Annotated in this window: 10 protein-coding genes; all 10 read right to left on the reverse strand. The window is 68.7% G+C overall.

Features of this window, described 5'->3' with window-relative positions:
- Positions 1-28 precede the first annotated feature (28 nt).
- The 10 genes from PPSIR1_RS27765 to PPSIR1_RS27805 all read right to left on the reverse strand — a co-directional run bounded on the left by PPSIR1_RS27765 (position 29) and on the right by PPSIR1_RS27805 (position 11,524).
- Complete coding sequence (locus PPSIR1_RS27765; protein WP_157596049.1) at positions 29-850, reverse strand: hypothetical protein; 822 nt, start codon at positions 848-850, stop codon at positions 29-31.
- 12 nt (positions 851-862) lie between these two features.
- Positions 863-2,218, reverse strand: coding sequence for a two-component regulator propeller domain-containing protein (locus tag PPSIR1_RS27770; RefSeq protein WP_006974524.1), 1,356 nt, complete (start codon positions 2,216-2,218; stop codon positions 863-865).
- 271 nt (positions 2,219-2,489) lie between these two features.
- Positions 2,490-2,882, reverse strand: coding sequence for a glycoside hydrolase family 9 protein (locus tag PPSIR1_RS43985; RefSeq protein ID WP_006974525.1), 393 nt, complete (start codon positions 2,880-2,882; stop codon positions 2,490-2,492).
- A 56-nt stretch (positions 2,883-2,938) separates the two neighbouring features.
- Entirely contained in the window at positions 2,939-5,440 is a 2,502-nt protein-coding gene (locus PPSIR1_RS27775) for a glycoside hydrolase family 9 protein (RefSeq protein WP_198154629.1), read from the reverse strand.
- Positions 5,441-5,506: 66 nt separating this feature from the next.
- Positions 5,507-6,313 (reverse strand): ICP22 family protein, encoded by an 807-nt coding sequence (locus PPSIR1_RS27780; RefSeq protein ID WP_006974527.1) that lies wholly within the window; start codon positions 6,311-6,313, stop codon positions 5,507-5,509.
- 18 nt (positions 6,314-6,331) lie between these two features.
- Positions 6,332-7,426, reverse strand: a complete 1,095-nt coding sequence (locus PPSIR1_RS27785) for a glycoside hydrolase family 5 protein (protein ID WP_006974528.1) — start codon at positions 7,424-7,426, stop codon at positions 6,332-6,334.
- A gap of 128 nt (positions 7,427-7,554) precedes the next feature.
- Positions 7,555-8,940, reverse strand: coding sequence for a GH1 family beta-glucosidase (locus PPSIR1_RS27790; RefSeq protein WP_006974529.1), 1,386 nt, complete (start codon positions 8,938-8,940; stop codon positions 7,555-7,557).
- On the reverse strand, positions 8,937-10,256 hold the full coding sequence (locus PPSIR1_RS27795) for an MFS transporter (protein ID WP_006974530.1): 1,320 nt from the start codon (positions 10,254-10,256) through the stop codon (positions 8,937-8,939). The genes PPSIR1_RS27790 and PPSIR1_RS27795 overlap by 4 nt, the downstream gene beginning before the upstream one ends.
- Before the next feature lie 133 nt (positions 10,257-10,389).
- Positions 10,390-11,070 carry a helix-turn-helix transcriptional regulator gene (locus PPSIR1_RS27800; RefSeq protein WP_045116881.1) on the reverse strand — a complete coding sequence of 227 codons (681 nt, stop codon included), beginning with the start codon at positions 11,068-11,070 and terminating at the stop codon, positions 10,390-10,392.
- Between the two features lie 40 nt (positions 11,071-11,110).
- Positions 11,111-11,524 (reverse strand): VOC family protein, encoded by a 414-nt coding sequence (locus PPSIR1_RS27805; protein WP_006974532.1) that lies wholly within the window; start codon positions 11,522-11,524, stop codon positions 11,111-11,113.
- Between the last annotated feature and the right edge of the window lie 345 nt (positions 11,525-11,869).

An 11,869-nucleotide genomic window follows, 5' to 3' on the forward strand; every position in this document is an offset into this window, starting at 1 on the left:
GCGCAGAGTGGAGTCGCACGTTGATCCGTCAGCAGCCAGCCGTGGAGCAGTCACACGAGCTGCCGCAGTCGAGGAGCTGCGGGTTGTAGCTGTCTGTCCCGCCACACATGACCGAGCAGGTGTCCGGTCCGCAGGTGACGTCGAGGTTGTTGCAGCTGCCTCCGCCCGTGCAGGACACCGCGCACTGCCCGGTGCCGCACACGACGGTGCCGTCATTGCACGAGCCGCCGTTGCCACACGATACGCTGCAGTCTCCGTCGGCACAGGTGACGCTGACGCCCTGGCACGCCCCGCTTCCGTCGCAGTTGACGTCGCACGGCCATCCGGGCGGGCACACGAGGCTCTGCCCGTTGCAGCCGCCGCCCATGAGGCACTCGATCTGGCAGCGGTTGTTGTTGCAGCTGTCGCACTCCGGCGGGCACGGCCCCATGCCGCCCGGGCTCGGGATGCCGTCGCAGCCGTCGCCGTCTCCAGACGAGTCCGTCGAGGTCGAGGTGTCTTCGCTCGACGAGTCGCTCGAGCTCGAATCGCTCTCGCTCGACGAGTCGCTCTCGCTCGAATCGCTCTCGCTCGACGAGTCGCTCTCGCTCGAATCGCTCTCGCTCGATGAGTCGCTCGAGCTCGTGGAGTCGCTCTCGCTCGACGAGTCGCTCGACGTGGAAGTCGAGTCGCTCTCGCTCGTCGACTCGCTGTCCGTGGTCGAGTCCGAGTCGCTCTCGTCCGCGGACTCGCCGACCTCCTCGTCGACGTTGCTGCCCAGGGAGGCGAACTGCCAGTCGCCCTCGGGCTCCAGCGTGCACGCCGAGCTCAGGCCCAGGCCCAAGAGCGCGATCAGTGAAATGCTTCGCAAGCGCCCCATGGTTCACCCCACCGGCGGGAAGCCGACCTCATTCAGCGCGAAGCCCGTCATGTCGCTGTAGGTGTAGGGTTGGTTGAGGCCGTCGACCCGCGTGTAGTCCGCGGGGTTGTTCGGGTTGAACTTGTAGGCGCCGTTGCTGAAGGTGTCGACGAGCCACACGAAGCCCTCGACGTCGATGCTGACGCCGGCGGCGTGCTGGAGCTGCCCGCCGAGGGACTCCTTGCTGTAGAAGGAGTAGGTGAAGGGGTCGGTGTTGGTGTCGACCTTGAGCACGCCCGGGAAGGAGCCGCCGCCGAAGGCCTGGACCGTGGCGATCCACAGCACCCCGTTGCTGTCCTTCATCAGGCCACGGAGGATGTTGTTGGGGTGGCCCGTGCTGGCGAAGAAGGCGTCGAGCTCGGGCTTGAAGTTGGCCCACACCGCGTTGACGGAGTCGTAGTAGTAGAGGCTGTTGTTTTGCCCAGCCATCCACACCTTGCCGCTCGAGTCGACCGTGATGCCGTAGGGGTCCATGTCGGCGTCCGGGCGGTCGAAGACCTCCCAGCAGCTCTCGCCGCCCCCGGGCTCGCAGTCGTACTTGGCCATGTACAGGGCCTTGCGGGTGTCGTTCTCGACGAACCAGAAGTTGTTCTGGATGTCGAGGCCGCCGCCGTAGGGGCCCATCATCTCGCACATCATCCCGGGGATCGGGATCTCGACCTCGAGGTCGCCGGTGTCGCCGTCGACCAGCCAGACCGTGCCGTCGTTGTCGAACTCGTTGCAGAACGCGACCCAGACCTTCGCGCCCGTGAAGTCGCAGCTCGCGATGTTGTCGGGCAGGGCCCACTGAACGGCGCGGGGGCCTCGACGATCGTCGTAGACCCCCGCCATGCGCGGAATGTCGATGCGCCACGCGAGGCACTCGTCGGCCCCGTAGGGCAGCGGCACGTTGTTGGTCGAGGTGTCGATCTGGCCGTTGTCGTTGGCGTCGAAGCAGTCCTCTTCGCGGGCGTAGATCTTGGCCAGGCCGCCGCTGCGGTCGGCGACGACCATGTCGCCGTAGATGCCCACGGAGGTCCGCGAAGGCCCGACGAGCACGTTGTTGGCCGGCTGCGGGGTGACCTGGAAGCGGCCGATCTCCGTGGCCGAGACCGTGTCGATCTTGGAGATGGTCCCGTCGGGCGAGTTGGCGATCCAGATGTTGGAGAACTCGATCTCGCCGCCGGCACCGCTGCCGCCCCCCTCTTCGCAGGGGATGCCCCCGCCTTCGTTTCCGCCGGGGCCCATGTCGAGCTTGTCGCCCGTGTCGGACTCCGAGGACCCAGCCGACTCGTCGAGGGTGTCGTTGTCCTCCCCCATGTCGCTGATCTCGTCGCCCACGACTTCATTCGTGGCCCAGCGGTCTCCACCCCTCCCGTCGTCGCCACAGCCTGCGGCGACGAGCGTCACCAGGGCGAGCGCTAGCGAGTAATGAGTGAGTTCGAGGCGTGGTGGCATGGGGCGAAAACTCCGGCTACGAGGGGGTTGTGAGGGGCACAGGGCGCAATACGCCCTACGTCTCCGTGGATCCCACGGGCCGTTACTGGATGACTTTTTTGCTGTGGGTCCTCTCTGGGGATGAACAGCGTTTGTTGGGTCTGTGACCCTCGTTCTAAGGGCGCAGGTGTTCGTCGACGTAGGCGACCACCCAGGCGAAGGGCGCGTTCCAGTTGATCGCCACCTCGTTCGTCGACCACGACTCGACGTGATCCACGAAGCACTTCATCGGCGGGCAGCCGGGCAGGCCGACCTCCTGGGCGTAGGGGTCCTGCAGATCCGAGTTCGGTCCGCCCGAGATCGCCCCGGGGGGCGGCGGCGGGAAGGCCGGATCGAGCTGGGTCGCCCACGCGCGGTGGTGCGGGTTCAAGAGCGGGTAGGTGCCGTGGCCAGCGACGTAGGACTGCGAGTTGGGGTTGCGACCCAAAAGGTAGGCCATGCCCTCGAGCATGCCCTCGAGGAAGGCCTCGTCGCCGGTGAACTCGTGGGCCAGGCCCAAGATGATCATGTTGTTGAGGACCAGCGAGTTGCTGCCCCAAGGGTACTTGGCCGCGCCGCCCGCGGTCAGCGGGACCGGGTAGCCCTCGACGCCGACGTGGTGCAGTAGCCCCGGGCCGCGGTCACGATCGCCGCGCGGGCCTGCTCGACGCTCTTGGCGTCGAGTTTGTTGGGCGCCACCGCCAGCGTCAGGTGCCCACGCTGCCGACATGCTGCCAGCTCATCGAGGACTGCGCCCCCCTCCCCCCTTGGCGTTGGGGCCCTGGACCTTGGCGAGTGCTCCGACTCCTTCACGGCCTTGGCGTACTCGGCCTTGCCCGTGGTCGCGTAGAGCTCGGCGGCCGCCCAGTAGAACTCGTCCGACAGGGACTTGTCGTCGTAGGGGCCGCCGCCGACGTTGTCGTCGCTGGGCGCGTAGAGCTCGGGCTCGGCCACGGCCGCGGCGTAGGCCCGCTCGGCGGCGTCGAGGCAGCGCTTGGAGAAGGCCGGGTCGATGCTCTTCCACACCCGCGCGGCCTGGGCGGCCACGGCCGCGAGGTTGAGGCCGGCCGAGGTGCTCGGGCGGTGCAGGAAGCGGGGCGGGCCGTCGGCGGAGGGGTCCAGGGGCAGGCCCGTCCACGCCTCCTCGTGGAGCTTGTGGTGGGCCAGGCCCGCGTGCGGCTGACCGGCGGGCACCTGCATGCGCAGCATCCAGTCGATCTCCCAGCGCGCCTCGTCGAGCAAGTCGGGCACGCCGTTGCTGCGCTCGGGGATGCTCAGCGTCCCGTCGCCCAGGCGCGCGCGGCCCTTGGCGTCCGCCCGCTCCCACAGGTTGAGCAGCGTCCAGGTCGAGATGCCCGCGTTGACGACGTACTTGCCGTAGTCGCCGGCGTCGTACCAGCCGCCCGAGGCGTCGAGGGTGTAGTCGCAGCCGCTGCCCTCCCGACACGCCGCCTTGGCGTCGCCGGGGTGGCCCGGGCCCCGCGCCCAGCGCTCGTCGGCGACGTGGGGGAGCTCGAGCGGCGTGCCGCTGCGGTTGTAATAGAAATAGGCCAGGGCGTCGCCGCGCAGGCCCTCGTAGAGGTCGTCGCCGATCGCAAAAGGCGGGCTGACCTGGTCGCCGAGGGCGAGGGTGTAGCCCGTGCCCGGCTCGGCGAAGCTGGAGAAGTCGACGTGGTGCAGGAAGTCGCCAGAGGCCGAGTCCTCGCCGCGCACCTTCGACTCGCCCGACTTGGCGACCGAGCCGTCCTCGCGGCGCAGCTCCCAGCTCACCGGCTGCTTCTCGGCGGTGGCGAACACCGCCAGCTTGCGGCGCTTGGTCGCGTAGCCGATCTGGTTGACGCGGACCTTGGGCGCGCGCTCGGCCAGGGGCGGCAGCGGCGGGGTGTACTCGGGGTCGGACAGCGAGATCCGGTCAAAGCACACGCGCGAGCCGGACTTGGCAGACGGGCCGCCCAGCTGCAGGCTGAGCTCGGCCAGCCGCGCGCCGTCTCCCGGCTTCTCGAAGTGGCCGACGAAGCGCTGGTCGCCGGTGCCGACCTCGGCCTGGCTGGCCCAGTAGTCGACGTAGGGCGGCCCCGCGCTGCCGACCCGCGCGCGCACGGCCGTGGGCTGGCTCGAGCGCGCGACGAAGTCCGAGAGGTAGGCGTGGGCGTCCTCGAGGCGCACGCGGTGGCGCAGCTGGACGTCCGAGAGGCGCTCGCCCGGGGCGTCGATGTCGACGCAGGCCCGGCCGTCCTCGATCTCGACGCGGGCCGAGGCCTCCGGGCCCAGGGTCAGCACCCACGGCGAGAGCGCGCCCGCCTCGAAGCTCGCGTTGCGGATCAGGTCGTGGTCGCCCTCGATGGTCGGCTCGCTGCCGCCGGTGATCGGGGTGAGCTCGCCGGGCGCGGACTCCCCGGCGCAGCCGACGAAGGCCACGTCGTCGACCCAGATGTCGAAGGCCGCGCCCGGGCCCTGGACCTGGAACTGGAGGCCGTAGACCGAGGCCGCGTCGATCATCGCCGGCCGCGGCGCGCCCCAGCCCGGGAGCTGCGCGAGCTCCTCGAACTCGAACACGAAGTGCTGCCACTCCTCGGTCAGCTCGAGGTCCACGCCGAAGTCGTTGAAGCACTCCGTGCACTCCCCGGCGGCCGGGAAGGTCTTGCTGTCGGGGACCTTGAGGCGGACCTGGCCGCCCGATCCCGCGCCGCGCCGCGCGAAGAAGGAGATGCCCTCGTAGCGCGACGCGTCGAAGCCGACCTGGGGGTCGGTGAAGTTGAAGCCCAGCCCCGCGAAGGCCATGTCGTCGCTCCCGACGGTGCCGTGCATGCGCGCGGCGTGCTGCGAGCCGTTGGCCCCGCCGAGGCTCATGGTGAACACGCCCCCGTCGGCCCCCGCGGTCGGCGAGACCTCGGTGTCGCCGCCGCGGAAGGTGTAGATGTAGCCGTTGCGGTTGGCGTGCACGACCACCTGGTGGTCGTTGTTCTCGCCGTCCTCGATCACCGCCGAGCGCGTGCAGGTCACCGCCTGCGTCGAGCCTCGGGGCTGGCTCGACGAGTCCGACTCCATCATCGCGCAGGCCGTCCCAAGGACGACCCAGGCAGACACTCCAACAGGCGCGTAGCGCTTCATGGTGATCGCGGGGGCAGGGGCGGTTCGAGGGGGCGCGAAGGCCTAGTAGAAGCCGATCTCGTCGACCCAGAAGTCGAAGTCGGTGTCCTTGCCAGCCTTGAACTGGATGCCGACGACGATCGACGAGTCCCAAGCGGCCGGCGAGCCCCAGCCCTCTTGGTTCAGCTCGTCGAAGGGCAGGGTGAACTGCTGCCACTCGTCCGTGAGCAGCAGGACCTTGCCGTGGGGGTCGCAGTCGAGCTCACAGGTGCCGCCCTCCTCGGGGGGGATGGTCGACGAGAGCTGGACCGAGGCGCGGATCTGGGAGTTGCCCTTGGCCATCAGCACGATGCCGGTGTACGAGGAGGAGTCGTAGGGCATCTTGACGCCGTTGGTCATGCCCTCCGGGTCGCCGGCGTTGTTGAGGTCGATGCCGATGCCCGCGCCCCACTCGGCGAAGCCGCTGCCGGTGGTGTGCATGGCCATGCTGGTCCCGGCCGCGCCGCCCATCTCGGGGGCGACCGCGTCCTCGGCGGGGCTCTGCGTCGACCCCTCGCTGGCGTCGTTGAAGGTGTACCAGTAGCCCTGACGACCGCCGTTGGGGATCAGCGCGTTGTCGCCGTCCTCGAAGTTGTCGATCATGTTGTCGGGCTCGATCGGGATGCCACCATCTCCGCTGTCGGTGGAGTCGGAGTCGCCGTCCGTGCTGCCGTCGGTGTCCTCGCCGGACTCGCCCATGGTGTCGCCGTCCTCACCTTCGTCCGCGTCGGCGTTTTCGGTGGTGTAGCCGCTGCCGGCCCCGTCGTCGCCGCCGCAGGCGACGAACAGCGAGAGGGTGGCGCATGACACGAGTAGGGTCTTGATTCGCATGGTTGATTCTCCGTCCATTTAGTTGGCCTCGAGGGCCGTCTTGACAATTTGCCCGGTCGCAGAGGGGGCGCCGGACCAGGCGTCGATGAGGGCCGGGAAGTCGCAACCTCCCGGGTACCAGGCCCACGCAGACCAGGACATTCCTCGCTGCTCTGCGTAGTCGATGAGTTGTTGGGAGTAGTTCGGGTTGCAGTCGAAGCTGCCGAACTCCGTCACGATGATCGGATCGCTCTCGCCCAGGAAGCCCCAGTCGGCCTCCCACGCAGCGGGCTGCTTGGTGGGGAAGTCGTAGGGGTGCGCGGCGTAGGTGATGTTGTAGCCCTCGACGCGGTGGTTGGGCACGCCCGAGAGGTCGTAGGCGTAGTCGAGGCCGCCGATGAGCACGAGGTTGTGGGCCCCGGTCGCGCGGACCGTGTCGTAGAGCTCCTGCATGCCCACGACCTGGAAGCCGTCGCCCGAGTCGCCGCCGTGCAGCCACACGAACCAGGCCACGTCGTGGGGCTCGTTGTAGAGCTCGAAGAGCACGCGCCCGTCGTCCTTGTAGCGGTCGGCGACGCTGTGCCAAAAGGCCCGGGAGTTCTCGTCGGCCATGCGCTGCTGGCCGGGGACCACGGAGAAGTCGCCGCGGTCCGACCAGTGCAGGTCGAGGATGACGTCCATGCCGGCGTCCTCGCACCACTGGATCACCTGGTCGACGCGCTGGCGGTAGCTCGGGTCGTAGACCACCGAGCCCTCGAGCCAAAAGCCCTGGTTGATGGCGACGCGGACCACGTTGGCGTTCCAGCCGGCGATGAGCTGGATGTCCTCCGCGGACAGGCCCTCGCCGTTGGGGTCCCACTCGAGCGAGGGCCGGTCGACGCCGCGGAACACGTGCACGTTGCCCTCGGCGTCGTAGATCTGGTTGCCGAGGACATAGTAGCCGTTGGGGGCGATGGGCGGCGGCTCGCTGCTGGTGGTCGAGGCCTCGCCGCTGGAGCTCTCCTCGCCCCCGCCGCTGCTCGACTCGCCCGCGTCGTCGTCGCTGGTGTTGCCGTCGCCGCCCTCGTCGATGGTGGCGGCCTCGTCCATCTCGCCCACGGGCTCGTACTTGGAGCAGGCCGAGGTCGAGGCCACGAGCGCCGACAGCGCAAACGCCCCGCTTCCAAGCCCCGCTAGACGACCCGGCTTCATACCTGGGCCTGTGGTGTGGGGCCGGTCCAAATGGATGAAGCTTTGTCGCGCGGCGATCGACCTGGCGGCTTTCACGCGGGCGTCTCGTCCACAGGAACAGCGTTATCCGCGAACACCTTGGCCAGGAACTCGGCGCTCGCCTTGGGCGTCCGGGCCTGCGTCTCGTAGTCGACGTGGACGATCCCGAAGCGCTGGCCGTAGCCTCGCTCCCACTCGTAATTGTCCATCAACGACCAGGCAAAGTAGCCCGCCAGGGGCGCCCCGTCGGCGATGGCCCGATGGGCAGCGCGGAGGTGATCTCGGAAGTAGGCCACGCGCCGCGCGTCGGGGACTTGGCCGTCGGCGTCGGGGCCCGTGGAGTAGCTGCAGCCGTTCTCCGTGACGTACATCTTGCGCGGCCCGTAGTGCAGGTAGACGCGCATGAGGGTCTGGTAGAGGCCGTTCGGGTAGACCTCCCAGCCCATCTCCGTCCACTCCTCCTTGGGCGCGAGCGAGCGGATCACCGGATCGTTCTGCGCCTCCGGGATCTTCTCGCTGCGGATGATCATCCGGTTGTAGTAGTTGACGCCGAGGAAGTCGGCCGGCGCCGCGATGGCCTCGAGGTCGCCCGGCTGGACCATGGTCATGCCCTCGGCCGGCAAAAAGCCCCCCGCGATGTAGTCGCGGACCATGTCCTCGGGGTAGCCGCGGCCGTGCACGGGGTCGAGGAACCAGCGGTTGAAGTGGCCGTCCGAGTGGCGCCAGGCGTCGTGGTCGGCGGCGCTGTCCGAGGCGGGCTCCATGGGCTGGAGGTTCAAGGTGATGCCCGCGCGGGCGCCCGGGCAGTGCTCGCGGATCACCGGCATGGCCCAGCCGTGGGAGAGCAGCAGGTGGTGGCTGGCGACGATCGCCCGCGCCTTGTCGACGACCCCCGGCGCGTGCACGCCCATCTCGTAGCCGAGCATGCTCGCGCACCACGGCTCGTTGTGGGTGATCCAGTCCGTGACCCGGTCGCCCAGGTGACGGACCACGGCCTCGGCGTAGTCGACGAAGGCCTTGGCGGTCTCGCGCTTGGACCAGCCGCCCTCGTCCTCGAGGACCTGGGGCAGATCCCAGTGATAGAGCGTCGCAAAGGGCTTGATCCCGGCCTCGAGCAGGGTGTCGACCAGGCGCGAGTAGAAGTCGAGGCCCTTTTGATTGACCGCCCCGCGGCCCGCCGGGACCACCCGCGGCCAGGCGATGGAGAAGCGATAGGCCGGGACGTTGAGCGACTTCATCAGCGCCACGTCCTCGACGTAGCGGTGGTAGTGGTCGCAGGCGACCGCGCCGCTGCTGCCGTCGATGACCTTGCCTGGGGTTGCCGCGAAGCGGTCCCAGATCGACTCGCCGCGGCCGTCCTCCTGGGCCGCGCCCTCGATCTGGTAGCAGGAGGTCGCAACCCCCCACACGAAGTCCTCGGGAAAAGCGTGATCGGTCATGGATCTGGTTTTGCTGTCTTGGGTGGGCCGGCGCCGGGTGGGGGCGCAGGCGCGTCGTCGCCCGCGAGCTCGTGGGTGGCGTCGGGGCGTCGGGGGAAAGGAGCGAGCTTCGCCGCGACGAGCGAGGGGATGGTCGCGACGATGACGAAGATGAAGTAGGCCCGGTAGCCCATCCAGTCCGCCAACGGACCGCTGGCCATCTGCGTCGGGATCAGCACCAGGTTCATCAGCGCCGTACAAAACGCATAGTGCGTCATGTGGTAACGGCCCGGGCTGATCTGCTGCATCATGTACAGCATGTTGCCGACGAAGCCGAAGCTGTAGCCGAACTTCTCGATGGTCACCAGCATGCCGATGGTGGTCATCGACAGCGGCGCGTCCGGGGTCACGGCCCAGCTCAGGTAGACGTAGCAGAGGTTGGGGACGTTGAGGCACAGGGCCAGGAAGAACAAGCTCTTCTTGAGGCCGTGGCGCGACACGAACACCCCGCCGAGCAAGCCGCCCACGATGCTCGCCGCCGTGCTGATGGTCCCGTCGATGACGCCCTTTTGGACCAGGGTCATGCCCAGCCCGCCGTCCGCCAGGGGCGCCTGCAAGAACAGCGGGGCCTCGACCAGCAGCAGGCCCTCGGCGCTGCGGAACAGGAAGACGAAGGCCAGCATCCCCCAGATCTTCTCCTTGGAGAAGAAGTCCTTGACCGTGTCGACGAAGGTCTCGACGACCTCGTCCGTGGTCTCGGCGGTCGAGGTCTTCGACCCTGGCGGGAGCATGACCCAGTGGTAGAGGGCCAGGGCGGCCATGGTCGCGGCGCTCAGGCCAATGGCCACGCCCCACGCGGCCTTGGGCGTGTAGTTCGACTCCTTGAGCGTGCCCGCGACCCAGACCACGCCCGCGGTCGCGAAGATCCGGCCCACGTTCCAGGCCATGCCCTGCACGCCGATCCACGCGGCCTGTTTTTCCTCGTCGAGGGAGGTGATGTAGATGCCGTCGACGCAGATGTCCTGGGTGGCGGAGGCGAAGGCCAGCACCCACAAGATCGCGATGATCGCCTGGAAGTAGTTGGGCAGCGGCAGGGCGAGGGCGACCAGGCCGAGCAGCACGGCCATCGCAAGCTCCATGGTCAGCACGAAGAAGCGCTTGGTCCGGAACATGTCCAGGAAGGCCGCCCAAAAGGGCTTGAGCGACCACGCCAGGCCGATGCTCGCCAGCGCCACGGTGATGTCGCCGTCGGCGTGGCCGAGATCCTTGAACAGGGTCCCGGCGACCCAGATGACCATGGCGAAGGGGATGCCCTCGGCGAGGTAGGCGGTCGGCACCCACCCGAGGGGATGCTTCGCGCCCCGAGCTACATCGGAAGGCACGAAAGGGCGGTGGTCACCAGAGGGCGCGCATGGATGAAAATTCCTGAAATTCCCAAACGCGCGCTGTGCAAAAACGAACGCAGCTGCGTCAGCACTTGCGCATCGCGGCCCTGTAGTCTTCGAGGGTCACCGGGGAGGCGTGCTCGAATTGTGCGTCGAGGAGCGCCATGCGCTCGACTCGGTCCAGACGAAAGTTGCGAAAGTCCTCGCGGAGCTCGCACCACGCCCCCAGGCTCCAGCTCGGGCCCCAAAAGTAGAGGCCCAGCGGTCGGACGATCCGCTCGCTCGTGGCCCCGGCCTCGGCGACGTAGCTGAACTCGAGCTTGCGCCGCTCATGCACGCCGCGGCGGGCCACGGCCAGGTGGGCCCGGACCTCGTCGGTCACGCGGAAGGACATCGAAAACAGCGCGGTCTCGTCGATGATCCCGCGCTGCTCCTCGGGCAGCACCGCCGTGGTCTTGTCGAGCACCCGCCGAGCGGCCCCGCGCAGCTCGTCGTCGCCCCAGGTCTCGACCATCCGCGCCCCGAGCACGAGGGCCTGAATCTCGTCGACGCTGAACATCATCGGGGGCAGCTCGAAGCTCTTGGCCAGGCGATAGCCGACCCCGGCCTCGCCCTCGATGGGCACGCCGGAGCCGGCGAGATCGCGGATGTCGCGATAGATGGTCCGCTCGCTGACCTCGAGGCGCTCGGCGAGCCAGGCCGCGGTCGCCATGCGACGGCCGCGGAGCAGCGAGACGATCTGAAACAAGCGATCCGCGCGGCGCATGGTCGTCGCCAAGCTACCACCGCGCGGACCGACTCACGCCTCAGACCGCCGGAGCCATGGCCGGCGCAGCCGCGACGTGGAAAAAGTCGAGCAGCAGCCCGTTGGGATCGGCGATGAAGAAGCTCTGCCACCCCCACGGCTTGCGGCTCGGCTCGGTCAGCGGCGCCAAGCCCTTGGCCTTCAGCGCCTCGTGGTGCGCGTCGGCGTCGGCCACCGGCACCGAGACGATCAGGCCCTTGCCCGCGAAGGCCTGACGCAGGGGCGGCGGCTCCCCCGGCGCCATGAAGCCCAGCTCGGGGCCCTCGGCGTCGGCGCTGCGCACCTGCAGGTAGCCGTCCATGTCGTAGACGGCCGTCCAGCCCAGCCGATCGACGTAGAAGGCCTTGGTCTCGGCGAGGGCGTCGGTGATGAGCAGGGGGAGGAGCTTGTTGGGGTTGGTGAGTGCGTCGTTCATGACGCCCTCGGTATGCGCTGGGGCTCCTGACAGCGTGGTGTCAGCAGCCTCGTCTTTGGGTTGGGTCTCCTGACAGCGTGGTGTCAGGAGGCCTGAAGGCATCGGCTGCAGCAGTTGGCATCGATCCCAGGCTTCGGCAGACGGCGGGCACGGGCCGGGAGGGTCGGCTCCCCCGCTGTCGCCTACAGAGGCATCGGCTGCAGCAGTTGGCAACGAGTTCTGGCTTCGGCGGACGGCGGGCACGGGCCGGGAGGGTCGGATCCCCCGCTGTCGCCTACGGGCATCGGCTGCAGCAATTTTCAACGCCCAATGTTGGCGAGCAACGCGACTTCGATGAGCGCTGGA

Origin of the sequence: Plesiocystis pacifica SIR-1 (genome assembly GCF_000170895.1) — a bacterium.
GTDB lineage: Bacteria > Myxococcota_A > Polyangia > Nannocystales > Nannocystaceae > Plesiocystis > Plesiocystis pacifica.

Coding starts and splice junctions, on each gene's coding strand:
- PPSIR1_RS27800 (WP_045116881.1), bottom strand. CDS start 11,070: ATGCGCCGCGCGGATCGCTTGTTTCAGATCGTCTCGCTGCTCCGCGGC.
- PPSIR1_RS43985 (WP_006974525.1), bottom strand. CDS start 2,882: ATGATCATCTTGGGCCTGGCCCACGAGTTCACCGGCGACGAGGCCTTC.
- PPSIR1_RS27805 (WP_006974532.1), bottom strand. CDS start 11,524: ATGAACGACGCACTCACCAACCCCAACAAGCTCCTCCCCCTGCTCATC.
- PPSIR1_RS27790 (WP_006974529.1), bottom strand. CDS start 8,940: ATGACCGATCACGCTTTTCCCGAGGACTTCGTGTGGGGGGTTGCGACC.
- PPSIR1_RS27780 (WP_006974527.1), bottom strand. CDS start 6,313: ATGCGAATCAAGACCCTACTCGTGTCATGCGCCACCCTCTCGCTGTTC.